This window comes from Corynebacterium sp. ED61, from assembly GCF_015233855.1.
Taxonomy (GTDB): domain Bacteria; phylum Actinomycetota; class Actinomycetes; order Mycobacteriales; family Mycobacteriaceae; genus Corynebacterium; species Corynebacterium dentalis.
Window position 1 is genome coordinate 106,125 of sequence record NZ_JADGIT010000005.1, and the last position, 24,193, is coordinate 130,317.

The following is a 24,193-nucleotide window of genomic DNA, read 5'->3' on the forward strand; positions in this document are numbered from 1 at the left end:
TGCCTGCTCACAACAGGGGCAATGATAGCGTGGATCGTTGTGATTGTGACCGAAGACCTTGAAGTACGGGTGGGCGCCAGGACCCTGCTGGACGCACCCGGACAGCTGCTGCGCGTACAACCGGGGGACCGTATCGGGCTGGTGGGCCGCAACGGTGCAGGCAAGACCACGACGATGCGCATCCTCGCAGGTGAGGGCGAACCTTATGGCGGAAAAGTGATCCGCAGTGGCGAGTTTGGCTACCTTCCGCAGGATTCCAAGGAAGGCGATATCGAGCAGACCGCCCGCGATCGCGTACTCTCCGCGCGCGGGCTGGATCAGATTCGCCGCACCATGGATCGCCAGCAGGAGATCATGGAGACCACGGACAAGGACTCCGAACGGGACGCCGCGATTTCCAAGTACTCCCGCATGGAGGAGAAGTACTCCGCGCTGGGCGGCTACGAGGCGGACAGCGAGGCCGCACGTATCTGCGACGCCCTGGGCTTGGAAGAGCGCGTCCTGGACCAGCAACTCAAGACGCTCTCCGGTGGGCAGCGTCGTCGTGTGGAGCTGGCGCAGATTCTGTTTGCCGCCACCTCCGGCTCTGGGCGCTCCCAAACCACGCTGCTGCTGGACGAGCCGACCAACCACCTGGACGCAGATTCCATTACTTGGCTGCGCGACTTCCTGAAAAAGCACGAGGGCGGGCTGGTCATGATCAGCCACGATGTCGAGTTGCTGGAGGCCGTGTGTAACAAGGTCTGGTTCCTAGATGCCGTGCGCTCCGAGGCGGACGTCTACAACATGGATTGGAAGAAGTACCTGGATGCCCGGGCTACGGACGAGGCGCGTCGACGCCGCGAGCGCGCCAATGCGGAGAAGAAGGCCGGGGCCTTGAAGGAGCAGGCTGCGAAGCTGGGTGCCAAGGCCACCAAGGCTCGCGCCGCCAAACAGATGACTGCACGCGCAGAGCGCATGATGGGCGAGTTGGACGAGGTGCGCGTGGACGATCGTGTGGCCAGCATTTCCTTCCCAGAGCCTGCGCCGTGTGGCAAGACCCCGATGAACGCCAAGGGGCTGACCAAGATGTATGGCTCGTTGGAGGTTTTCGCTGGCGTGGATCTGGCCATCGATAAGGGCTCGCGCGTGGTGGTGCTGGGATTCAACGGTGCTGGTAAGACCACGTTGCTGAAGTTGTTGGCCGGTGTGGAGCGCGTGGATGGCGAAGGTGGCATCGTCTCCGGCTATGGCCTGAAGGTGGGTTACTTTGCCCAGGAGCATGACAACATTGACGGCGATAAGAGCGTGTGGCAAAACGCCATCGAGTCTTGCCCCGATGCCGGCGAGCAGGATCTGCGTGGCGTGCTGGGAGCGTTCATGTTCTCTGGAGATCAGCTGAATCAACCTGCTGGCACGCTCTCCGGTGGCGAGAAGACGCGACTGTCCCTGGCTACCTTGGTCAGCTCGCGAGCTAACGTGCTGCTGCTGGACGAGCCGACAAATAACCTGGATCCACAGTCCCGCGAACAGGTTTTGGATGCGCTGCGCACCTACGAAGGTGCCGTGGTGCTGGTGACGCACGACCCAGGAGCTGTGAAAGCCCTCGATCCAGAACGGGTCATCGTGTTGCCAGATGGCACAGAGGACCTGTGGAACGAGAGCTACATGGAGATCGTGGAATTGGCCTAGCGCCCAGGTGGCGCTGGCTTAGGGGGGTCTAGCGAGTCTTGAGAAAGTCCCACACCACCTGGGCAGCAGCCGGGTTGGAGGGGAACCACGTGTGCTCGCCACCGTTGACTGAATACACCCGGGTCTGTCCGCCGGTAGGGCATCCGCCGAGGGTGTACATATCGGTGCGGCCATTGGAGGTGGGGTTGGTCAGCGCCGTACTGGTGCAACCGTTGCGGGTGCCGATGCGCTGCGCGGCTTGAGGAACGCTGAAGTAGTCCCCGCCGTGCGCGTTGGATCCGCCGCCATAGAGCATGTGATCATCGGCAGTTCCGTGGATGAGTAGCGTGTCCACCGCTCCGGCCAAACAGTTGCTCAGCGTGGGGTTGTAGTACGCCCCAGCCACGGACGCCACGGCAGTAAATGTGCCTGGTGCCTGGCATGCCAGGGAGACAGCCATGCCACCACCGTTGGACAGCCCGGTGGCGTACACGCGGGAGCTATCAACCTTGTACTGAGACTTGACCTTGCTCAGAATGGCCTGCACAAAGGCGACGTCCTGCCCGCGGCTGGTCTCGGCGTACTTGGGACCTTCCCACGCCTGAGCCTTTCCCTCTGGGTAGACGATGATGGACTCTCGACCAGCCACGTTGTTCAGGTCCGCGTAACCGCGATACATGGTGGCATCGTGCTGCCAGCCGGCGAAGCCAAACAGCACGGGGTAGGACGTGGTGGGATCCATGGTCGCGGGAGTCTCGATCAGGTATTCCCGATTGCTCTGTCCTGCCACGTCCACTGCTGAACGAGTCAGGTTGGTTTGGCCCGGCACGGAAGGTACGGAGGGAGCTTGTCCGAGCTGATCGAGGATGCTGGCGATAACCTCCAGACTTCCCAGATCCACGCTGCCCAGGGTGGTTTGAGCGCTCGCCGCAGGAGTGAATGCAGAGAATGCTAGTACTGTAGCGGCCGCCACTGAGGCGATTTTCTTTAGATGCACGAAGGAATATTAAACCAAGCCACGGGCCTTAGCAGATGTTTTTGGCGGCGATGGGGGTATGAGGAGACTAGCCCCTGACTGCACCTTATGAGCGCAGGTCGCGGGCGTGCTGCACGAAGGCTCGGAGGATCGAATTCGACGCCGACGTGTCGTGTCCCCTGAGGTCGTCATAGACCTCATTCTGTCGCTCGGGGGAAAAGTATCCGGCATCTTCGTAGAAGCTCAGGCGGCGGGCGATGCGATCTCCGTCCATCTCTGGATGGAATTGGGTTGCCCAGACGTTGGATCCCATGCGGTACATGTGCACTGGACAGGTTGGGCCACCGGCCAAGAGCACCGCATTCTGCGGAAGCTGCAGCACGGAATCCTTGTGTCCGCCGAAGCCGAGGAATTCCTGTGGCAACTGGGCACAAAGTGGATCATTTGCCGCCTGTTCTGTCAGCGCGATCTTGGTGACTCCCGCTTCCTCGGCGAAGTCGGAGCCTACTTGGCCTCCCAAGTAGTGGGCGAACAGGCTCGCGCCGTAGCAGGTAGCGATGATGGGGAAGCGCTGGTGTTCCAGAGCTTTCTGAACAAACTCCACGAGGCGTTCCGAAACTGCCGGCTGCCATACAGCGTCGTAAGGCTTGGTGATGGTGAACGCGCTGCCACCAATGAACACCCCGTCCACGTCCGAAAAATCGCCGAGTTCACTGTCTGGCCGATCCAATACGCGCATATCCAGTTCTTCTGTACCGAGCCCGGACAGGGCGAGGAAATCGTCATATTCGGCATCGGCGATATGACGATTTTCGCGGAGGGCAAGCAGTACGAACTTCACGCAAGCAACATTAACAGACAGCTTGGTCTACCAAAGAAACGTCCGAGTAGTTACATCCCCGGTCGGGGACCCACCGCATTCAGTGCAGCCCTGATCTGTGCCTTTGCCAGATCCGTGGAGATAGTCGCAGACTCCTGATTCCCGCTGACCCAGCGGGCGACGGTCCATCCGTTGTTAAATTCCGGCTCGCCGTGATCCAGCGGGCCGTCCATCATCTTTAAGTCCAGGGGCACACCCCGATGAGAGGCCGGAGCGGAGAATTCCCCGGAGGTAAAGCGAAAAGGCTCCGAGCCATCAGTGGGGAAGACCTCCACTAGTGCCCGATAGCGGAAACGGACATCGTTATTCCGGACGTGATCCTCGCGATCATTGTTGTGCGAAGAATGCTGACGCACGCTACTAATCCACACGCCACCAACACGAGCAGGGGCATAGCTCAGCCAGCCATTGTTGAAGGCCTGGGAAATCATGGTGAGATTGGCGCGTCGGCGTCGGAAAGAAATCACATCGACAACCACCAAGAGCAACCCGATGGCCCCCAGGATCAGGCCGGCGAACAGGGCGGGACCGGGGATCAGGCAAAGAGCTACACCACCAATCAACAAAGCCAGTCCGATGACGCCAATCACGATCTGCGTGGTGGACATCCCGCCGCGAGAGCCAGCAACAGGCAGCCGCCCGTGGGACTCCAGGGCAGCCATCAAAGCGGGGGAGTTGGCCACGTGCGGATTCCGAGTATCGAATTGGCCAGATTCCGCACCCCTGCGGATTGCGCCGTCGGGGTCATCGATAACCGCCGAAGAACGCCCATAGTGGAATAGGGGAAGGTTGTCCGCCATCAGTTCGGTGCCATCCTCTCTGTACCATCCTCTCTCGAACGTCATGTCTGGAGCGCGCGCCTAGTTGCGCATTCCGTGAACCGGAGCGGGGATGAAGCCACCTCGGCCGATGAACTGCGCATTGCCCACGGAGTTGACGTCGATGATTGGCGCGTAGCCCAGCAGCCCACCGAAATTGACCTCGTCACCAGGCTTTTTCCCGGGCACGGGGATTACCCGCACGGCCGTGGTCTTGTGGTTCATCACGCCAATCGCGGCCTCATCGGCGATCATGCCGGCGATCGTCTCGGCACTGGTCTCTCCCGGCAACGCCACCATGTCAAAGCCCACCGAGCAGATGGCCGTCATGGCTTCCAATTTGTCCAAAGAAATGGAGCCGGAGCGCACGGCATCGATCATGCCCTTGTCCTCGGAGACCGGAATGAAAGAACCGGACAAGCCACCCACGCGAGAGCAGGCCATCATCCCGCCCTTCTTCACAGCGTCATTGAGCAGCGCCAACGCGGCAGTCGTACCGTGCGTGCCCACCTGATCCAGGCCCATGTGCTCCAAGATGTGCGCCACGGAATCACCCAGCTCTGCGGTAGGAGCAAGAGACAAATCGATGATGCCGAACGGCACGCCCAACCGCTCCGAGGCCATGTTGCCCACCAGCTGACCGGCGCGGGTGATCTTGAACGCGGCCTTCTTGATTTCCTCTGCCACCTGATCCAGCGTGGCACCCTCCATCGAACCAATCGCGCGATCCACCACGCCCGGGCCGGACACGCCCACGGACACCACACAGTCCGGCTCCTCCACACCGTGGAAAGCTCCAGCCATGAAGGGGTTATCGCCCACAGAGTTGGCAAAGACCACCAGCTTGGCGCAGGCAATGGCATCGCGGTCGCTGGTCAGCTCCGCAGCTTCCTTGATGATGCGACCCATCTGCGCCACGGCATTCATGTTGATACCGGCGCGCGAGGAGGCGATATTCACGCTGCTGCAAACCACATCGGTTTCAGATAGCGCTTCCGGAATGGAACGAATCAAAAGCTTTTCGCTGGTAGTAGCACCCTTTTCCACCAACGCAGAGTAGCCGCCCACAAAATTGACACCCACTTCCTTAGCCGCCCGATCCAGCGCACGGGCCGCGTCCACAGGATTGCCCTCCACACCTGCGACCACCAAGGACACCGGCGTGACGGAAATGCGCTTATTCACAATCGGGATGCCCAGCTCCGCCTCGATGCCCTCACATACCTCCACCAGCTGCGAGGCCTGCTGCGAAACCCGGTCATAGATAGCCTGGCTGGTCTCCGCCATTGTGGGGCGAGTACAGCCCAGCAACGAAATACCCATGGTCACCGTCCGGATATCCAGGCGGTATTTCTCGATCATCTCGATGGTCTCGAAAATCCGGTTGGGATTAAACACTCCGCCCATCGTCTAGACCTCGTTCATCGCGGTAAACAGATCCTCGGACTGAATCCGAATCACCTGCTGCTTGGACTTTTCCACCGGCTCCAACGCGGCACGGATCTCCGCCAGCGAGGTCTGCGCGTCATCGAACTCCACGCGCAGAATCATAGTGAAGTAGCCAGACATCAACGTCTGAGACACATCCACAATGTTGACGCCGAGCTCGGCGAGGGCAGTAGACACAGACGCAATAATTCCGGTGCTGTCGATGCCGGTTACAGTCATAATGGCGAACATGCGTCCATCCTAAACCCTCGCGAGACAGCCCCCGGCCCCACGTGCTCTACTGTGGAGCCATGGCTCCGAAACCGCAGCTCACGTACCCCAGCTCGCTTCGCTTTCTCACCCTGGATGTGGTGCGAGGTGGTTCTTTTTCCGACGCCAACCTCGCTCCCTCCTGGCATGTCACCGAGTACTCAGAGGTGCTCGGCCACGGCGAGGCCTGCTACCGAGCGGCTGCCTATCGGCTGTTCTCCTGGCGAGCCCACTGGGAAGCCGGCGTGGGCGTGACCCAGCACAATGTCGGCTCCCACGAAATCGTCAACGTCCACTTCGGACCGACCAGCAACCCATGCTTGATCCTGCACCGCAGCCAGACCGCCCGCCGTGCCGCGCTGGTCTACGGCACACTGCCCGGGCATGTGGAACGCGGCGAAGAAGCCTTCATTGTGGAGATGTCCGAAAGTGGGGAAGTCACAGGACGCTGCCTGGCGTTTTCCCAGCACGCATGGTGGCTAGCGAAACTCGGTGCACCCGTGGCCCGCGGGGTGCAGCTGGCCATCACGCGCAGGTACGTGCGCGGGATGGTCCCGCAGAGCAGACAGCGGGACTAGCTCTGCTTCCGAATGGCGTTTTCGGCGAGGTCGAGCATGGCGTCGAGACCATCAACAGACCCACCCGAGGCCAACCGTGTGATCAAACCATCCAACAACGTCTCCAAGAACAGGTGGATGATCGCCGGATCCACGTCATCACGGATGCGGCCGTCCTGGGACAACGTCACCAAACGGGTGCGGACGGCGGAATCCAAAACAGCCTGGTGCGCTTCCCAGCGTGCTCGGAATCCGCTATCCGTGCGCAACATCTTGGAGATCTCTAGGCGAGTAGAAAGCCAATCGTGGCGCTCCGGATGGGCAAGGAGATCACGCATCACCTCGATGAGACCCTCGTCAGCCACCAAATCCGCCTGCCGGATGGCATCCTCGCGGGCCAGCGTCAGAAACAACGTTTCCTTATCGCGGAAATGATGGAAAATCGCCCCACGCGATTTGCCCGTCGCCTCCTCGAGCCTCCGAACCGTTGCGCCTTCGTACCCGAAGGCAGTAAAGCAGCGGCGCGCATCCGCCAAGATACTTTCCATCTTTTCGCTCAAGTCCAGCTCCGGGGTAGTGGAGGACATTCCCATCTCCGCATCATGCATGAATCGATTATCAAGCGTCATGAGTGAACAAAAGCGGTGATCCGGAGGTTGAACCGGAATCACCGCTTGTTCTAGCCACTTTCAGCACCTACCGCCAGCGTGATAGATCACGCCCGCAGCGTGTGCCAGCCCGCCGAAAAATCAGGCGAGTGGCTCGCGCTTAGCTGCTTACTACTTGTTGGCCATCATGTTGCGCAGCACGAACTGCAGGATGCCACCGTTGCGGTAGTAGTCAGCCTCACCTGGGGTGTCGATACGGGTAGGAGCATCGAACTCGATCTTCTCGCCGTTCTCCTTGGTAGCGACAACCTTGACGGTCTTCGGGGTGGTGCCGTTGTTGAGCTCCTCGATACCGGAGATATCGAAGGTCTCAGTTCCGTCCAAGCCCAGGGACTTCCAAGACTCACCTTCTGGGAACTGCAGTGGAACCACGCCCATACCGATGAGGTTGGAGCGGTGGATACGCTCGAAGGACTCAGCGATGACTGCCTTGACGCCCAGCAGCAGGGTGCCCTTAGCAGCCCAGTCGCGGGAGGAGCCGGTGCCGTATTCCTTACCACCCAGGACAACCAGTGGGGTGTCCTGCTCCTTGTAGTTCATGGCTGCATCGTAGATGTAAGCCTGTGGGCCACCCTCCTGGGTGAAGTCACGGGTGTAGCCACCGGTGACTCCGTCCAGAAGCTGGTTCTGCAGGCGGATGTTCGCAAAAGTACCGCGAACCATGACCTCGTGGTTACCACGACGTGCACCCAGGGAGTTGTAGTCCTTGCGGGCCACTCCGTGCTCATCCAGGTACTGCGCAGCAGGGGAGCCTGGCTTGATGGTGGATGCAGGGGAGATGTGGTCCGTGGTCACGGAATCGCCGAGCAGTGCCAGAACGCGTGCTCCTGCAACGTCGTTGACTGGTGCTGGCTCCTGAGACATGCCGTCGAAGTATGGCGCACGACGGATGTAGGTGGAGTTCTCGTCCCAATCGAAGGTCTTGCCGGTTGGAACCTCGAGGCTCTGCCAGCGCTCGTCACCCTTGAAGACATCGGCGTAGTCCTCGGTGTAGAGCTCCTTGGTGATGGACTCTGCGATGACCTTTTCGATCTCTTCGGTGGATGGCCAGATGTCGCGCAGGAAGATGTCGTTGCCGTCTTCGTCCTGGCCCAGTGGCTGGGTCTCGAAGTCGAAGTCCATGGTGCCGGCGATTGCGTAAGCAATAACCAGGATTGGGCTTGCGAGGTAGTTCATCTTCACATCTGGGTTGATGCGACCCTCGAAGTTACGGTTACCGGAAAGAACCGCGGTGGCTGCGAGGTCGCCCTCGTTGATGCCTGCGGAGATCTCCTCTGGCAGTGGGCCGGAGTTACCGATACAGGTGGTGCAGCCGTAACCGACGAGGTAGAAGCCCATGGCCTCCAGATCCTTCCACAGACCTGCAGCCTCGTAGTAGCCATTGACGACCTGAGAGCCTGGAGCCATAGAGGTCTTCACCCATGGTGCGGACTTCAGGCCCTTGGCAGCGGCGTTGCGTGCGAGCAGGCCGGCACCGATCATCACGGATGGGTTGGAGGTGTTGGTACACGAGGTGATGGATGCGATAGCAACCAGACCGTGATCCAGCTCCACGTCCTGACCGTTGTAGTTCACGGTGGTTGGGTTGGATGGGCGTCCCTCTGCGCCAGCAGCGGCGGAAGGGATGTTGCCCTTGGCATCCGCAGAGGAGACAGGGGTGCCCTCGGCCTTGGAGGTGTCGTCCGTGCTTGGGCCTTCTGCGTCGAAGTTGCCGCCATCTTCACCGACTGGGGTGGCGATGTAGTTGTGCAGATCCTTGCGGAACTGAGCCTTAGAATCGGTCAGCTCGATGCGGTCCTGAGGACGCTTTGGTCCGGCGATGGAAGGAACAACGGTGGACAGGTCCAGCTCGAGGTACTCGGAGTACTCGGTCTCAGCCTCTGGGTCCAGCCACATGCCCTGAGCCTTAGCGTAAGCCTGGACGCGCTCCAGGGTCTCCTTGTCGCGGCCGGTCAGCTCCAGGTACTTCACGGTCTCTTCGTCGATTGGGAAGATAGCCGCGGTGGAACCGAACTCAGGGGACATGTTGCCGATGGTGGCGCGGTTTGCCAGTGGCAGCTCGCCCACACCCTTGCCGTAGAACTCGACAAACTTGCCGACCACGCCGTGCTGGCGCAGCATGTCGGTGATGGTCAGCACAACGTCGGTTGCGGTGACGCCGGCGTTGATCTCACCGGTGAGCTTGAAGCCAACAACGCGAGGGATAAGCATGGAGATTGGCTGGCCGAGCATTGCAGCCTCGGCCTCGATGCCGCCCACGCCCCAGCCCAGGATGCCCAGGCCGTTTTCCATGGTGGTGTGGGAGTCCGTACCAACACAGGTATCTGGGTAGGCCACGCCGTCCTTCTCGAAGACGGAACGAGCCAAGTACTCAATGTTGACCTGGTGAACAATACCGGTTCCTGGAGGAACAACGCGGAAGTTATCGAATGCGCCGGTTCCCCAACGGAGGAACTTGTAGCGCTCGTCGTTGCGCTGGTACTCGATCTCAACGTTCTTCTCGAATGCATCGTCATCGCCGAATGCTTCGATGATCACGGAGTGGTCGATGACCATTTCCGCTGGGTTGAGTGGGTTGACCTGATCGGCTTCTCCGCCGAGAGCAACCACTGCGTCACGAATGGTAGCGAGGTCAACGATGCAGGCCACGCCGGTGAAGTCCTGCATGATCACGCGCGCAGGGGTGAACTGGATCTCGATGCTTGGGTCAGCGGAAGGATCCCACTGAGCCACTGCCTCGATGTGCTCGCGAGTGACGTTCTTTCCGTCCTCGTTACGCAGCAGGTTCTCGCCCAATACCTTCAGGGAGTAAGGAAGCTTTTCCATGCCTGGAACAGCGGAGAGACGGTAGTAGTCATAAGACTTGTCACCGACCTCCAAGGTGTCCTTGGCATCAAAAGAGTTCTTGCTTTCAGTCACAGTGTGCTCCTGAGTCTCTTCTCGTAGTCGTTGTGCGGCCACCGCAGGACATCGACAACGCGATGCCTGCTAGTCCTATTCGTCAAAGGACGCATCTGCGGGGAGGCGTAACTCCATTGTGTCAGCATTTGCCCCGCAACGTCACACCTTAGGCTAACAGTACGCGTGTCCTGTTTTTCAATCTTGCGTGTTCACGCGTGTCACAGGCACCCCCTTTAGGGACGAGGTGATAAAAACCCAAGAGAAAAGCTGCCAACGATATAACTACGAGGACTTTCGAACACAATGATTCCCCAAGAAATCGATATCGAGGCCCTCGCACGGCAGCTCCAAGCGGATAACGTCGCAGCCGATGATGGAGTGCGGACCACATGGGGAGACGAAGCTGAAGGAAAGCTCGAAGAGTTCCGCCAGACCCTAAACAATGGGGACGATCCACGCGCCGCGGACAAACTAGGGGAGACGAAGCTCGTCCTGCTCGACAATCCCGACCTAACTTTAGAAAACTCCCGGGATGTCGCCCAAGCATTAAAGACGAGGACCGACGCAGACACCGTCATAGTCCAATCCACCCGCAGTCCCGGAGTGGTGTCTGACACGCTGACTCGCTACAACATCGAGAACAACCAATTGCAGATGGCAGGGTCCTTAAACCCGCAGAGCACCACGAATTTCATTGAGCACAGTGCCGCAGCCGACCACCACGCCGGATTAGTCAACGCCACACTCTTGATCTTGGTCTTTGCTGCCATCGCCATTACTGCGGCGAGCATGTGGCTAGCGCGACAGCTCCGCGCTTAAATGCTAGCCATTATTCAGTCAAGTCTAGAGACTTGCCTACCATGAATTGAAGGTTCAAGGAAATAGGCTTGTCTCACAAGGTTTCAACCCAACGCGCCGCATAGACCCGTAAATGTGACATAAATCACATTTACGGGTCTTTTTGGCGATTCCGCAGGTCAAGCGTGATGCCGTGACGAATGTATCTGATGTTATTCATGTGACTTGGGTGAAAAGAGTTCACGAACGTTTCCCATGCGCCTTATGGTTCCCTTGTCATCATTTGTAACGAGATGATCTCAATGTGATCTTTTGGTTCGCATGAGTTTTTTTATGTCCCAATTGCCCCAAACTGGGCGCAACGTCGACATAGAAACCGCATAAGCCCGGGACCTGTACTGACCTCATGGGGAAGTGAGGACAGCAGGACCGAATGCGCCACGTCGTTGCAATTCGACCAACCCAGGAGAAACACCGTGCTTTACAGTTCACCAAGCCGTCGCCTTCAGGCGCTGCCGATCGCTCGATCGTCACGCGCTGTGTTGGCTTGCGCTGTTACCGCAGGACTGTCATTCCCATTGGCCATCCAGCCTTCTCAAGCAGAAGAGGCAGTGACCGCAGAGGCATTCCTCGCCAACTTGGTGAATGAAGTAACGACCTCTAAGAACGCAGTTAACGATTTCGAGCTCGAGATGGGCGGCCTGCGCGAAGGTGCCAACAAGGCTCGCGTGGATCTTGACCACGCTCGCCAAGACGCACAAGAGGCGCAGAACAATGTGGTGGATGCCCGCGGGCGCCTCGATCAATCCGACGAGGCAGTAGAGGATGCCCAAAAGGACCTCGACGAGATCGCTCGCTCCGCCTACAACTCCGGCGGAGATGCTTCCCCGGTTACTTTGGCGGCTGGCAGCGATGCCGTGGCCGACACCTTGGATCGCTCCACGTACATCCGCTTGGCGACCGAGCGTCAGCAGAACACGGTCAATCAGCTGGATCTGGCGCGTACGCAGACCGCCAACGAAGAAGCCGCTCTTCGCGACGGGCGCGATGCCGCTAACTCCGCCGTGAGCGAGGCCATCCGCCTGCACAATCAGGCCCGCGAAGCTCTCAGCAACGCACAGGTCCAGTTGCGCGACAAGACTGCGGAGTACAACCGCCTGGTCAAGGATCGCGACCTGGCTCAAAAGCGTTTGGATGCCGCCCGCTCAGCGGTGGATACGCTATCCAACAAGGATCCACAGGCCAGCTCGTTCGAAAAGCGTCGCGTTGCAGAAGCCGCTGCGAACAAGGCGGAAGGCTTGACTAACGGAGTCACAGCCGAGGGCGAGCAGAAGAATGATGCCGAGTCCGCGTCCGATGCGCCACAGGGCACTGATTCCACTCCTACAGCAAGCACCGCACCAGATGCTTCTGCGCCTGACGCCGAAGAAGCCAAGGACACCGAGGCGCCAGCTGCTGCAGGCCCTTCTGCACCGACCACTGACTATGCCGGCGATGCTAGCGCTCTACCGGAAATCACCGGCAACACCGCAGACTTTAACCAGTCCAGCGCTGGCGACCAGCAGCGACAGCTAGCCATCAACGGCCTCGTGGCCGCCGGTGGCGCCGCAGCAATGGCCGGATTCAATTCTTACGCGCAAGACGGCGATCAAACCAATGCAGTTAATGCTGCCATCTCAGCTGGCCGTCAGTCCGCAGGCGAGCAGTACGACCAAGCTCAGGCGACTCTCAATCCTCAACAAGACACTCCCACCACGCCAGAGGTGGACCCCACCTCCCCAATTGACGCGGGAGACCTGGGCGATCTTGGTGAGGACGTAGATACCCCCACCACCCCGTCCATTCCATCTCTGCCGAGTGTTCCGGGAACCGCAGATTCGGACGTAGACACCTCCGGCACTGCTTCCGAGCAGATCGAACGAGTCATCGAACGGGGCATGTCGCAGCTTGGCGTGACCTATGCCTGGGGCGGCGGCAATCAGTACGGACCAACCTTGGGCATCCGCGACGGCGGCGTGGCGGACACCTACGGCGACTACGCAAAGATCGGCTTCGACTGCTCCGGCCTGACACTGTATGCGTTCGCTGCAGTGGGCATTCAGCTGGATCACTACTCCGGCAGCCAGTACAACGCCGGACGCCAAGTTCCGACCTCCGAAATGAAGCGCGGCGACCTACTCTTCTGGGGAGCCGGCGGCAGCCAGCACGTGTCCATCTACTTGGGCGATGGCACCATGTTGGAAGCTCCACAGTCCGGATCTTCCGTGCGCGTTAGCCCTGTGCGCTACGGCGGCATGACTCCAATGGCAGTACGCCTCATCGAGTAAGCACCTCGAATAGCCAGACGGCTAACGCAGCAACTCCCGCAGCGCGTAGTCCACAGCCGTCATCCTGGCCGCGCGAATAGAGCGCAGCATTGGCAACAACAGCGGGTCTAGGGCAAGGCCCGCGTCACTGGCGCGGGCCTTTTCGACTATCGCCGAAACGTAGTCAGCTCGAGCCAATAAGCGCGCCGCACGGAGCGAGATTCCCGGTGGTAGGCCCGGCAGGCCAAAAGAATCCGCCAATGTTCCCACCTCGGCCCGCACGTCTGATCCCTGCACGCGGATATGGCCTGATTGCTCAATCAACCTCCCCGCAGTCTCCATCGCCTCCCGCAGCTGCTGATCAGCCTCGCCAGGGGAGAACAACTGCGGATACACCACCGGTCCAGCGGCCGTAAACCAGCGCCACATCACCGCAGGCTGCTCGTGTTCCGCACTGTGCTGCAGCTCTGGAACGAGTACGTGCGTGGTCAGCGGATCAGTATCCGCCAGCACAATTCCCGCACCCACTGCCTGTACCGCCTGCGCCGCCGCCGAACCCGCCGGTAGTGCCGGCGCGTCTCCCGCACCAGCCAGAACCAGGCCCACGAGCGGACGCGAGTCCACGCTCGTCGGCACATCGTCCGTGACGCGGCGAACCAAACGAAAGAGATCGCCGAGGGTGCCCGCGCAACGGTTCAACTCTTCGGTCGATGCCACACCTGCGTGGATTGCGGAGTTTGCGTCGAGAAGATGAAGAGGACCCTGCACGGCCCGAAACGCGTCCACCAACAGGTCCGTACTGATGACCTGGTGGACCCACCACCCCAGCCACAGCGCTGAATTCTGCGCGGGCGACCACAGCTGATCACGCACCAAAGAAGGTTCCGGAAAGCTCATTTGCCCCAAGTTAGCGCCTCGCATGGATGCACGTGACATAGGTACACCGAACCGCGGCACGCGTGCCTTAAGGTAGTTGCCTATGAGTGCCGGACAATTTGATTACCGATCCCGCTATGGCAACGACATTCTCAAGGGCCATCAGCGCAACCAACCGCAAACCTTTCCGAAGGTGCGCCCGGAGCTAGACATGGTGGTGGAAGTCTTCGCTGATGACTTCGCGGGAGCGATCGTGGGCGGCGAGCGCACGGCGGACGGAGACTTCATCCGGTTAGAAGATCGCCACGGCAAAGATCGACTATTCAAGCTCAAGCCCGGAGGATTCTTGCTTGAAGGCAAGCGTATTACCTTGACTCGCTACATAGATCCCAGGATCCTGCCTGCCAAGCCAGAACGCTCCAACTCCGGATCGCGACGCGTCGAAGGAGTCACCGCAAAGGTCGCAGCTCCGTCCCGGATCTGGGTAGAAGGCGTGCATGATGCCGCCATCGTGGAAAAGGTGTGGGGACACGATCTGCGCGTGGAAGGCGTGGTGGTGGAATACCTGGAAGGGCTCGACAACCTGGAGGACAAGCTCCGGGGGTTCCAGCCCACCGCGGAGCGTCGAGTCGGCGTACTGGCAGACCACCTCGTGGAGGGAACCAAAGAGGCAAGGATGACCGCCAACCTCGGGCCCCACGTGATGGTTACCGGCCACCCGTACATCGATATTTGGGAAGCCGTAAAGCCATCCAGCGTCAAGATAGATCATTGGCCGCACGTGCCTCGCGGCGAAGACTGGAAGACAGGCACGTGTCAGCGATTGGGATGGGGCACGCCTCAAGACGGATGGCGCCGCGTCTACCGTTCCGTGAACTCATTCCGCGATATCGATTCCACCTTGATTGGCGCGGTGGAACGCCTCATTGACTTCGTGACCGTGCCCCCGGAAGACTAGCGTCCGATTTTTCCATAGAGTGGGAGCCATGGGTGCTCTCATTTGGTTAGCCATTGCCATAGGTCTGGCGATCGCAGAATTCGCGATCATGGACTTCAGCCTGCTCATGCTTGCGCTGGCCGCTCTTATCACCGCAGGCGTGACTGTTGCTGACATCCCTCTCTGGGCGGAGGTCGCGGTGTTCGCTGTCTCCTCCATGCTCAGCCTGGCGCTGCTGCGCCCCATCCTCCGCAAAACCCTGGCTAAGTCCGTCAGCGATAGTGACTTCTCCGCCAAGGAGTTGGAGGGGCGCTCGGCCATGGTCATCGAGCCAGTTTCTAACGGCTCCGCAGACGGGGGAATGGTCAAGATCGACGGAGAGCTGTGGAGCGCCCGGGCAGCATACCCAGGAGAGAAATTCATTCCTGGAGATGCCGTGCAAGTGTTGAAAATCGAAGGCGCCACCGCAGTGGTGTGGAAGGGAATCTAGCTCACAAATGCCCGCTATAGTCTTAGGAATTCTCGCGGTTTTGGTGGTGATTCTGGTCATCAAATCCGTTGCCCTGATCCCGCAGGGCGAAGCCGCAGTCATCGAGCGACTGGGGCGCTGGCAGCGCACCGTATCCGGACAGCTCACTCTGCTAGTTCCGTTCATCGATAAAGTGCGCGAGCGCATTGATACGCGTGAACAGGTGGTGAGCTTCCCACCGCAGGCCGTGATCACGCAGGACAACCTGACTGTGGCCATCGATATTGTGGTGACGTTCCAAATCAATGATCCCGCCCGTGCCATCTATGGCGTGAACAACTACATCGTGGGTGTGGAGCAGATTTCTGTGGCCACGCTGCGTGACGTGGTGGGTGGCATGACGCTGGAGGAGTGCCTGACCTCCCGCGACGTGATTAATCGCCGCCTGCGAGGCGAATTGGATTCTGCCACCACCAAGTGGGGCTTGCGCATTTCCCGCGTGGAGCTGAAGGCCATCGATCCGCCACCATCCATCCAGCAGTCCATGGAGCTGCAGATGAAGGCAGAGCGCGAGAAGCGCGCCACCATTTTGACCGCGGAGGGTCGCCGCGAATCAGATATCAAGACTGCCGAAGGTGCCAAGCAGGCTCGCATCCTTTCCGCGGAAGGTGACAAGCACGCGCAGATTCTGGCCGCAGAGGCCGAGCGTCAGGCCACCATCCTGCGCGCCGAAGGTGAGCGCGCGGCAAAGTACCTGGAGGCTCAGGGTGATGCCAAGGCCATCCAGAAGATCAACGCCGCCATCAAGGCCGCGCAGATCACCCCAGATGTGCTGGCCTACCAGTACCTTGAGAAGTTGCCGGAGATGGCCAAGGGTTCGTCCAACAAGACGTGGCTCATCCCAATGCAGTTTGGCGATTCCCTGGAGGGCTTCGCTAAGGCGCTGGGCAATCAGGATGCGGACGGTGTGTTCCGCTACCAGCCGGCAGACGTGGACGAGGAAACCAAGCAGATGGCCACGGAAACAGATGCCTCGGATTGGTTCAATACGCAGTCCGCTCCGGAGATTGCTCGGGCAGTTGCAGAGGCCAACGCACAGGCGCAGAAGCCTGTTGACGATGAAGATCCCGGCATGAATCGCTCTGGAATGAATCGCTCCGGTGCAAAGCGCTCGAGCTCGACTCGCGCTGAAGAGCCCCAAGCCGATGCCACCCCCGCAGGCCTAGAGCAGCACACCCCAGAGATTACTCAGCAGGCAGCTCATCAATACGGGCGAGCATATGGACAGCCAGGTTCCAACCAGCCTGCTCAGCCTGCCAACCCGCAGCAGCCAAACGCTGACTCATAGCCTGCTTGGTGATTCCCACCAGCTCGGCCGCCTCGGACTGTAGGTGACCGGCACGCAGCATGGCTGTGGCCTCCCGTCCTTCTTTGGTGCGGCGGGAGAGCACGTGCGCCAGCAAGGTGAATGCCGCGGCGATATCCTCGCCGATTTCCGCTGCCTTGCCTGGTGCCATCACGCCGCCGGGGCCGGGCTTTTCGATGCGCACGCTGACCATGTTGGCGCGCTGTTTTTCGCCCAGCGCACGGTTGGCGGCTCCCATGCATTCTTTTTGTATTTCGGCGCTGTAGACATCTGCGTCTAGATCCTCGTAATCAAGTTCTTGAGCGCTTGCGGCGTGTCTTGTGTGCCCTGTTTCTTTTTCCGACGCCACCGCTGACTGATCCGCGATCGCCCCAATTCCAATGGCGAAATCTCCTGCTTGGAGCAGGCTCATCACCACGCCGCCGGCCTCTTCTGGTCCGGGCACCACGCACACGAAGTCCTCAATGCCGAAAACTTCTTCCGAGAGCACGGCGGGGGAGTTCCCTAGCGCTTCTGCAACATCTCGCACATAGGATCCCCGCCGGCGTGAGCGGCCACGGTAGGAGGCGCGAATTGCAATCATGAAGTTTTACCTTACCTCTCCGCCGGATGGCTTTGATTCAGACCCATCGGTGCCGTTGTCTTGAGCGCGTCCAGTCTTTTTCAGCATGCTGCGCCATTGCGCGAATTCGCGTGCGGACAAAGCAAATCCGCTGAGCACCACGACCACGGAGACCAGCAGAATCCAGGGATTACTTCCTGTGGCTAGGGCATCGGTGGCCATGACCGTGGCAATGGTATTCGGTGCTGATCCGCCCACGGTCACCAGAAGATAGGGGAGAACTGGGATGGTGGATAGGCCACACGCATAGTTGAGCAGGGAAAACGGAATGGCGGGAACCATCCGCATGCCCAGCACTGCCACCCAGCCTCGCTCAGCAACGATCTTTCCCAGCAAAGCCAGACGCGGATCGCCTTCGCTCTTTTTCTCCACCCACGGCCTTCCGAAGATGCGCACCAAGGTCAATGAAATCAAGGCCGAGATCGCCAGCCCAGTGAGTGCTAGGACGCTTCCTTGAACTGCCCCGAAAAGCACTCCGGCGGCAATCGTCCACACTGTGCGGGGGATGGGAAGCTGGGTGAAACTGATCATGAGCAGCAGGTAGGTGGCGGGCGCCCAGTGTCCACTAGATTGCACCCAGTCACGGATCTGGCCAGTGGTGGGGACGGGTACCAGCAGGAAAAAAGCGACAAACGCAGCGAAAAGCACCGCGCCCAAGGTCTTGGACGTGGTGCTCAGTGCGTTGAGGCGACTCCATACTGCGATGGAGCGCAGCTTCACGCGGGAAGAAAGGCTGTGTGCCTGTGACATTTTGTGTCCGGAGGGGGACTTGAACCCCCACGTCCGTTAATAGGACACTAGCACCTCAAGCTAGCGCGTCTGCCATTCCGCCACCCGGACAGGGTGCACATCCAGCGCAGCATGTGCCGCGCCGTATGCACGAGAAATTACTCTAGCGCTCGCGTCCTGCAATTCCAAACACGCAGGTAGCGACCTGCTATAACATCATAAATGTCTGTGCAGGCCATCCTGCTTTTCGCTAGGTTGGTCTCATGAGCAATAGCAATCACCAACCGACGTACGTTGATGACCGTTTTCCCGGACCGGACCCTTATGCGCCGCTGCCGGATCTACCTCCGCTGAAGGTGACCAGCGAGTCCTTTTCCGATGGCAATAAGCTGCCCGAGGATCAGCTGGGCGGCAACGATGTTTCTCCCGAGTTGACGTGGGAGCCAGGCCCTGAGGGCACCGAGTCTTATGCCGTCACCGTGTTTGATCCAGATGCGCCTACGGCTTCCGGTTTCTGGCACTGGGCAGTGTTCAACATCCCTGCGGACGTGACTTCACTCAAGGTCGGCGCAGGCGATAAGGAACTTGCGGGCCTGCCTGACGGTGCCACGGCGCTCCGCGGCGATTCCGGCTCCCGCGGTTACTACGGTGCGATGCCTCCAGAGGGACACGGGCCTCACCGTTACCTGTACGCGGTCCACGCAGTTAGCGAGAACTTGGATATCGACGACCGTTCCACCGCCACGGTGCTCGGATTCAACTTGAACTTCAAAGCCACTGCGCGTGGCATCATCTGGGGTTGGGCCGAGAACTAGCCCACATGGGAACTAGTTAGGAAAGCTAGTTCCGCTTCCACTCGAGCTTGCTGCCCACGGCTTCGCTGATTGATGCGAGGCCGTGGGCTTTCAGCTGTCCTGCGATGCCTCGGTGAATGTCCCGCACCCAGTCCGGGCCACCGTAAATGAATGGCGTGTAGCCCTGAATGAGGCTCGCACCAGCAGTGATGCGCTCCCACGCTTGCTCAGAGGTTTCAATTCCTCCCACGCTGACCAAAACCAGCTTGTTCCCAGCGCGCTCAGCGATCAGCCGCAGCACCTCCAGCGAACGAGCGGCAACCGGGGCGCCGGATACTCCGCCCGCGCCCAGGGCAGCCACGTGCGTGGAATCGGTAGCCAACCCGTCCCGAGAGATAGTGGTGTTGGTCGCGATCAGGCCGGTAATCCCCAGCTCGATGGCTAGATCGGTGACGGCGAGGATGTCTGCGTCGGAAAGATCGGGGGCAATCTTCACGAACAGTGGTCGATCGTTGACCGCCTGAACGGACTCGACGATGGGGCGCAGAGTCTCCACTGCTTGGAGGTCGCGCAAGCCCGGGGTGTTGGGGGAAGAAACGTTGATGACCAGGTAATCCGCGGCATCACCGACTGTCTGCGCGGAGTTGCGGTAATCGTTGTGTGCCACCGCGGCATCCGTGCGCTTCCACTTGCCGAGGTTCACGCCTATGGGCTCCGGGGTGGTGCGGATGCGCAAGCGCTGTGTGGCGGCAGTGATGCCCTCGTTGTTAAAGCCCATGCGGTTGAGGATCGCGCGGTCTGCAGGCAGGCGGAACAGCCGCGGGGTGGGGTTACCCGGTTGGTTAATGGAGGTCAAAGTGCCCACCTCGGCATAGCCGAACCCAAGTGGACCCCAGGCATTGAGCTCCTTGGCGTCCTTATCGAAGCCAGCCGCTAGGCCCAGCGGGCGAGGGAAGTGGATTCCGGCGATGTCTTGTGCCAGCGAGGGCTCGTCCACCACGAATAGCTTGCGCAGTACGGCCTGCGCGGCTTCGGAGCTGCTGACACACTCCAACCCGCGGGACATCAGGCCGTGGATTCGCTCGGGGGGAATGCGGAACATCTGCTTGAGCGCCACGTTGTAGGCCGCGCTGCGGAAGGAATCAATAGCGTTCATAGCCGTGCTCTTTCGTGTTGAGTCTGTGCTGCTTTGTCGAGTTGTTTAGTGGGCGTTGAGCGCCTGGGCGCTAGTTCTGCCCGCCCAGGATTTCCGAGCCGAAGGTCTCCTTCGCGTCCACGCCCTGCTGCAGCCCCTTGTCCACGTCCTCGGAAGTCAAGCTCTGCCACTGGCCATCTTCGCTGATCAACAGCAGTTGCCCGTCAGCTCCGTCGATGACGTTACGAACATCGGCGATCGTATCGAACTGCGCCACGGGAACTGGGGTGCCGGAATCAATACGGAAACCGGTGAGCTTGTTATCGCCAGTGGTGGACACCCACGCGATCTGCCGATCCGCATCCCAACGAACCGCCCATGGGGAAGGACCCACGGGCGCCTCTTGGTGCAGGCGAACCACGTCGCGCATCGTGAAGATCTGTACCTGCTGCTGCCGGTGGTCGGAGGCGACGATCACGCCGTCATCCCCGTTGCCCTGAGCTGCTTCGCCCACACCTTGGCCGATGCGCAGCGCAGCGTTGTTGGCTTCATCTGCGAGGGAGACATCACTGATGGTGGTCTGACTGCGGTCGATCACGGCAGCGCGCTGATCCTGCCCCTCTCCGGGGTTGATCAGCAGGGTCTCATCCGTGTTGGAGGTGACCACGGCATCACCGGTCTTGGAGCCGTCCGCATTGTAGAAGTTGACCTTCTCGCTGCCCTTCACTCCCGCCACGGCCGTGCCGGACGCAGCGAACGTGCCGGAGCTGACCAGACCCTCCAGGGCCACTTCGCGCAGCTTCTTGCCATCTGGACCATAGTTCAGCAGCTTGTCCTGACAGGCCACAGCCACGCCATCTGCAGAGGTGCTCACGTTGTGGCAGCTCGGATCCACGTCCGCCTTGGTGCCACCGTTGGCCGAAACATCTTCGGCCGTGCCGATCAGCAGCGAGCCCTCCCGCAGCACAGCAACGGAATTTTCCTCTCCACTCAGCTCCACGGAGGCCACATCGAGGATGCCGCCGGGAGTGCTGCTTTGAGTTCCTGGCAGGTTGTCCTTGGCAGCGGGGGAGGCATCCGGCCGGGATGGGTCACCCGCAAGCGGACGGTCCGATTGTTCTTCTGCGCCATCCTCGGAATTTCCCAGCATTTGCTGTGTACATCCTGCCAAAATCAGTCCGCTGGCAATCAGTACTGCGCCCACTGCATATTTCCTCGTGCGAGGGTTTTTTGGTGACCGAGTGGCAATGGTATTCACGAGCGTTTTCACAGATTCAACGCTACCAGTCCCGGTTTTGAATCAAAGTATCCACTGTGGTGGGGTGTATGGTCACTTTTCATGGCAACAGACATGTCGTGGCTACAGGTCATCGTTCTCTCACTGGTTCAGGGTTTGACCGAGTTTCTTCCCGTTTCTTCCTCTGGCCATTTGCGCATCATTTCCACGCTCTTCTGGGGCGAAGATGCCGGCGCGTCATTCACCGCGGTGGTGCAGTTGGGTACTGAGGCCGCCGTGTTGGTCTACTTCGCTAAGGACATCTGGCGGATTCTGCTGGCATGGTTCGCAGGTCTAGCAGATAAGTCCAAGCGCAACTTCGATTACCGCATGGGGTGGATGGTTATTTTCGGAACCATCCCGGTGGGCCTACTGGGCTTTTTGGGCAAGGACTTCATCCGCGAGAATCTCCGCAACCTGTGGATCACCGCAGCCATGCTGGTGCTGTTTTCTTTCGTGTTCATCATCGCGGAGCGCATGGGGCGCCGCGAGCGTAGTTTCGACCAGCTGACCATGCGCGATGCACTGTGGATGGGTCTGGCGCAGTGTCTGGCGCTCATTCCTGGTGTGTCCCGCTCTGGCGGCACGGTCTCTGCCGGTTTGTTCTTGGGGCTGGACCGCGAGGTCGCCACTCGCTTTTCCTTCTTGTTGGCGATCCCCGCCGTGTTGGCTTCCGGTCTGTTTTCTTTGCCCGACGCCTTCAGCCCCGAAGCCGGCCAGGCTGCCTCCGGTCTGCAGCTTTTCGTGGGTACTGCGATCGCCTTCGTGGTGGGCTATGCCTCCATCGCCTGGTTGCTCCGCTTTGTGGCGCACCACTCGTTCGCGTGGTTCGCGGCCTGGCGCATCCCCGTGGGCTTGCTGGTGATGGCGCTTCTGGCAGCGGGTGTCTTGCAGGCCTGACCCGCTTGATGGATACCTCACCTACTTGCCTAGTCCGGTAGATAGTTACAGTAGGGATCATGCATTCATGGCCGAACCCTTCCATCCCGGTTCTCGAGGGCGAAGTTCCCGCTCTCGCTCTGTACGACACGGCGGATGATTCCATTAAGCCCGTTGAACGTCCCGCAGATCCTTCTGCGGACGTAGGGATTTATGTTTGTGGAATCACGCCTTATGATTCCACTCACCTCGGCCATGCAGCCACGTATCTGACGTTTGACCTGATCAACCGCTATCTCATGAGCGGGGGAATCGGGGTGCACTACGTACAGAACATCACCGATGTGGATGATCCCCTGTTCGAGCGGGCGGAGCGCGATGGTGTGGATTGGCGTGAGCTGGGCACTAGCCAGGTGGATCTGTTCCGCTCTGATATGGAACAGCTCTCGGTGGTTCCGCCACGGCATTACATTGGCGCGATGGAGTCCATCGATGAGGTCGTTGACTTGGTCACTCGTCTTCTGGAGGTAGGCGCTGCTTATCAGCTGGAGGATGATGAATACGCGGATGTGTACGCGGATTACACCTTCACTTCACAGTTTGGCTACGAGTCTCGGTATGACAAGGAGACGATGGACGAGCTATTCGCCGAGCGTGGCGGAGACCCCGAGCGCCCCGGCAAGCGCCATCCTCTCGACGCGCTGCTGTGGCGGGCGCACCGGGACGGTGAACCTGAGTGGGAAGCACCGTTCGGCGCAGGTCGCCCTGGTTGGCATATCGAGTGTTCGGCCATCGCCTTAAACCGTCTGGGCACGCCTTTTGCAATCCAGGGCGGCGGATCTGACCTACGTTTCCCGCACCATGAGTTCTCTGCAGCGCACGCGGAGGCCGCCAGTGGTTGTCCACGGATGGCTCATCATTATGTGCACTCCGGCATGATCGGTCTGGATGGCACCAAGATGAGCAAGTCGCTGGGCAACTTGGTCTTTGTTCACAAGTTGGTGGAGCAGGGTCACGATCCTTCGGCAATCCGCGTGGGCCTGTTCGCTTCTCACTACCGCGATGACCGCGACTGGTCTGAGCAGATCCTCGCCGAGGCGGAGCAGCGCTTGGAGCTGTGGCGTTCCGCATGGGAATCGCTCAGTGGTTCTCCGCAGGCGTCTGCGGAAGCCGGCGCAGCCGTGCCGGATACCACCGAGCAGCTGATCTTCGATCTACGCACTGCGTTGTCCCAGGATCTGGACACCCCAGAGGCGCTGCAGGTGATGGATTCGTGGGCACATAGCGTGAACACCGGGAAGTCCACGGCTGTGGCGTCGACGATCGAAGATGCCTTGTTCGCCCTGCTGGGCGTTCGACTCTCGCGTTAGGATGGGGGCCATGAGCAACGAGATCACGCAAGCCCGCGATAACTTCCTCGACAATCTGCACTCCATGGCCACCGGAAGCTACCTCCGTGAGGAGGACAAGGAATTTTGGGAAGCTCCGTACCCCGAGTCCGTAGTCAGCGAGGCACGCCTCATCTTGGATGATCTTATTTCCGACGCCAACAATGCGTCTGTCGTGGCGCCTCACGATTTCCAGCAGGCCGCTGAAACCGGGGGAGAAGCTGGCGATGAGGATGCCGGCACGATCACCTCGGTGGAAACGCTCGCGATGATTTCCGTGGTTAATCGCCACGTCAATCCGTTGCTTGCGCTGTCTGAAAAGCACGATGGCGCAATGCTGGAGGATGAAGAGGTTTCTGATCTCAATGAGCTGATCCGCGCTCTGTCCCGCAAGGTCGGCGCTGATGAGGATGCTGTGGTGGCGCACGTCGATCAGCTCGTGGACAGTTACGGCAACTAGTGGCTCGGAC

23 protein-coding genes and 1 tRNA gene are annotated in these 24,193 nt (G+C 60.0%); 11 read left to right on the forward strand and 13 right to left on the reverse strand.

Translation table 11 applies throughout. The annotated features are described in order from the left end of the window. Positions 1–39 precede the first annotated feature (39 nt). The gene (locus tag IM764_RS07220) at positions 40–1,671 is read left to right on the forward strand and encodes an ABC-F family ATP-binding cassette domain-containing protein (RefSeq protein ID WP_194187414.1); all 1,632 of its coding nucleotides are present in this window, start codon (positions 40–42) and stop codon (positions 1,669–1,671) included. Between the two features lie 28 nt (positions 1,672–1,699). On the opposite strand, the gene IM764_RS07225 is transcribed toward IM764_RS07220, so the two are convergent. From IM764_RS07225 to IM764_RS07245, 5 genes are all read right to left on the reverse strand, one after another. Next, positions 1,700–2,647 carry a PHB depolymerase family esterase gene (locus tag IM764_RS07225; protein ID WP_194187415.1) on the reverse strand — a complete coding sequence of 316 codons (948 nt, stop codon included), beginning with the start codon at positions 2,645–2,647 and terminating at the stop codon, positions 1,700–1,702. Positions 2,648–2,732: 85 nt separating this feature from the next. Next, entirely contained in the window at positions 2,733–3,467 is a 735-nt protein-coding gene (locus IM764_RS07230) for a glutamine amidotransferase (protein WP_099298734.1), read from the reverse strand. A gap of 50 nt (positions 3,468–3,517) precedes the next feature. Further along, entirely contained in the window at positions 3,518–4,351 is an 834-nt protein-coding gene (locus IM764_RS07235; RefSeq protein ID WP_228073523.1) for a hypothetical protein, read from the reverse strand. Positions 4,352–4,366: 15 nt separating this feature from the next. Next, positions 4,367–5,731 (reverse strand): PFL family protein, encoded by a 1,365-nt coding sequence (locus tag IM764_RS07240; RefSeq protein WP_099298736.1) that lies wholly within the window; start codon positions 5,729–5,731, stop codon positions 4,367–4,369. A gap of 3 nt (positions 5,732–5,734) precedes the next feature. Beyond that, positions 5,735–6,004, reverse strand: a complete 270-nt coding sequence (locus tag IM764_RS07245; protein WP_099298737.1) for an ACT domain-containing protein — start codon at positions 6,002–6,004, stop codon at positions 5,735–5,737. 59 nt (positions 6,005–6,063) lie between these two features. Here IM764_RS07245 and IM764_RS07250 point away from each other — a divergent pair, with 59 nt between their 5' ends. Then, positions 6,064–6,600 carry a DUF1990 domain-containing protein gene (locus IM764_RS07250; protein ID WP_099298738.1) on the forward strand — a complete coding sequence of 179 codons (537 nt, stop codon included), beginning with the start codon at positions 6,064–6,066 and terminating at the stop codon, positions 6,598–6,600. Here the strand turns inward: IM764_RS07250 and IM764_RS07255 are convergent. Continuing rightward, entirely contained in the window at positions 6,597–7,166 is a 570-nt protein-coding gene (locus IM764_RS07255) for a TetR/AcrR family transcriptional regulator (protein ID WP_370551573.1), read from the reverse strand. The genes IM764_RS07250 and IM764_RS07255 overlap by 4 nt on opposite strands. A 192-nt stretch (positions 7,167–7,358) precedes the next feature. Next, positions 7,359–10,166, reverse strand: coding sequence for an aconitate hydratase (locus IM764_RS07260; protein WP_099298739.1), 2,808 nt, complete (start codon positions 10,164–10,166; stop codon positions 7,359–7,361). A gap of 285 nt (positions 10,167–10,451) precedes the next feature. Between IM764_RS07260 and IM764_RS07265 the strand changes: the two genes are divergently transcribed. Next, positions 10,452–10,967: a DUF6676 family protein gene (locus tag IM764_RS07265; protein WP_099298740.1), complete on the forward strand. Its 516-nt coding sequence runs from the start codon at positions 10,452–10,454 to the stop codon at positions 10,965–10,967. Between the two features lie 455 nt (positions 10,968–11,422). Then, entirely contained in the window at positions 11,423–13,273 is a 1,851-nt protein-coding gene (locus IM764_RS07270; protein ID WP_370551567.1) for a DIP1281 family NlpC/P60 protein, read from the forward strand. Between the two features lie 21 nt (positions 13,274–13,294). Here the strand turns inward: IM764_RS07270 and IM764_RS07275 are convergent, their stop codons facing one another. Then, on the reverse strand, positions 13,295–14,149 hold the full coding sequence (locus IM764_RS07275; protein WP_099298742.1) for a hypothetical protein: 855 nt from the start codon (positions 14,147–14,149) through the stop codon (positions 13,295–13,297). Positions 14,150–14,231: 82 nt separating this feature from the next. On the opposite strand from IM764_RS07275, the gene IM764_RS07280 reads away from it, so the two are divergent. Genes IM764_RS07280 through IM764_RS07290 form a run of 3 tightly spaced genes read left to right on the forward strand, consistent with a single transcriptional unit; the run spans position 14,232 to position 16,882 of the window. After that, positions 14,232–15,086, forward strand: coding sequence for a DUF3097 domain-containing protein (locus IM764_RS07280; protein WP_194187416.1), 855 nt, complete (start codon positions 14,232–14,234; stop codon positions 15,084–15,086). A 28-nt stretch (positions 15,087–15,114) separates the two neighbouring features. Continuing rightward, entirely contained in the window at positions 15,115–15,555 is a 441-nt protein-coding gene (locus IM764_RS07285) for an NfeD family protein (protein WP_099298744.1), read from the forward strand. Between the two features lie 7 nt (positions 15,556–15,562). Beyond that, positions 15,563–16,882, forward strand: a complete 1,320-nt coding sequence (locus tag IM764_RS07290) for an SPFH domain-containing protein (RefSeq protein WP_194187417.1) — start codon at positions 15,563–15,565, stop codon at positions 16,880–16,882. Here the strand turns inward: IM764_RS07290 and IM764_RS07295 are convergent. From IM764_RS07295 to IM764_RS07305, 3 genes are all read right to left on the reverse strand, one after another. Then, on the reverse strand, positions 16,779–17,483 hold the full coding sequence (locus tag IM764_RS07295) for a DNA-binding protein (protein ID WP_194187418.1): 705 nt from the start codon (positions 17,481–17,483) through the stop codon (positions 16,779–16,781). The genes IM764_RS07290 and IM764_RS07295 overlap by 104 nt on opposite strands. 6 nt (positions 17,484–17,489) lie before the next feature. Then, positions 17,490–18,272: a TVP38/TMEM64 family protein gene (locus IM764_RS07300; protein ID WP_194187419.1), complete on the reverse strand. Its 783-nt coding sequence runs from the start codon at positions 18,270–18,272 to the stop codon at positions 17,490–17,492. Between the two features lie 4 nt (positions 18,273–18,276). After that, positions 18,277–18,362: transfer RNA gene (locus tag IM764_RS07305), tRNA-Leu, on the reverse strand. A gap of 152 nt (positions 18,363–18,514) precedes the next feature. On the opposite strand from IM764_RS07305, the gene IM764_RS07310 reads away from it, so the two are divergent. After that, a complete protein-coding gene (locus IM764_RS07310) occupies positions 18,515–19,066 on the forward strand; it encodes a YbhB/YbcL family Raf kinase inhibitor-like protein (protein ID WP_194187420.1) in 552 nt (183 codons plus the stop codon). A gap of 25 nt (positions 19,067–19,091) precedes the next feature. On the opposite strand, the gene IM764_RS07315 is transcribed toward IM764_RS07310, so the two are convergent. After that, positions 19,092–20,201 carry a quinone-dependent dihydroorotate dehydrogenase gene (locus IM764_RS07315; RefSeq protein WP_194187421.1) on the reverse strand — a complete coding sequence of 370 codons (1,110 nt, stop codon included), beginning with the start codon at positions 20,199–20,201 and terminating at the stop codon, positions 19,092–19,094. Between the two features lie 70 nt (positions 20,202–20,271). After that, positions 20,272–21,384, reverse strand: coding sequence for a hypothetical protein (locus IM764_RS07320; protein WP_099298750.1), 1,113 nt, complete (start codon positions 21,382–21,384; stop codon positions 20,272–20,274). 135 nt (positions 21,385–21,519) lie between these two features. Here IM764_RS07320 and IM764_RS07325 point away from each other — a divergent pair, with 135 nt between their 5' ends. The 3 genes from IM764_RS07325 to IM764_RS07335 are packed head-to-tail and all read left to right on the forward strand — an operon-like array spanning position 21,520 to position 24,183. Next, positions 21,520–22,356, forward strand: coding sequence for an undecaprenyl-diphosphate phosphatase (locus IM764_RS07325; protein ID WP_194187422.1), 837 nt, complete (start codon positions 21,520–21,522; stop codon positions 22,354–22,356). 59 nt (positions 22,357–22,415) lie between these two features. Continuing rightward, positions 22,416–23,705, forward strand: a complete 1,290-nt coding sequence (gene mshC / locus IM764_RS07330) for a cysteine--1-D-myo-inosityl 2-amino-2-deoxy-alpha-D-glucopyranoside ligase (RefSeq protein ID WP_194187423.1) — start codon at positions 22,416–22,418, stop codon at positions 23,703–23,705. Positions 23,706–23,715: 10 nt separating this feature from the next. Beyond that, on the forward strand, positions 23,716–24,183 hold the full coding sequence (locus IM764_RS07335; protein ID WP_099298753.1) for a hypothetical protein: 468 nt from the start codon (positions 23,716–23,718) through the stop codon (positions 24,181–24,183). Positions 24,184–24,193 lie beyond the last annotated feature (10 nt).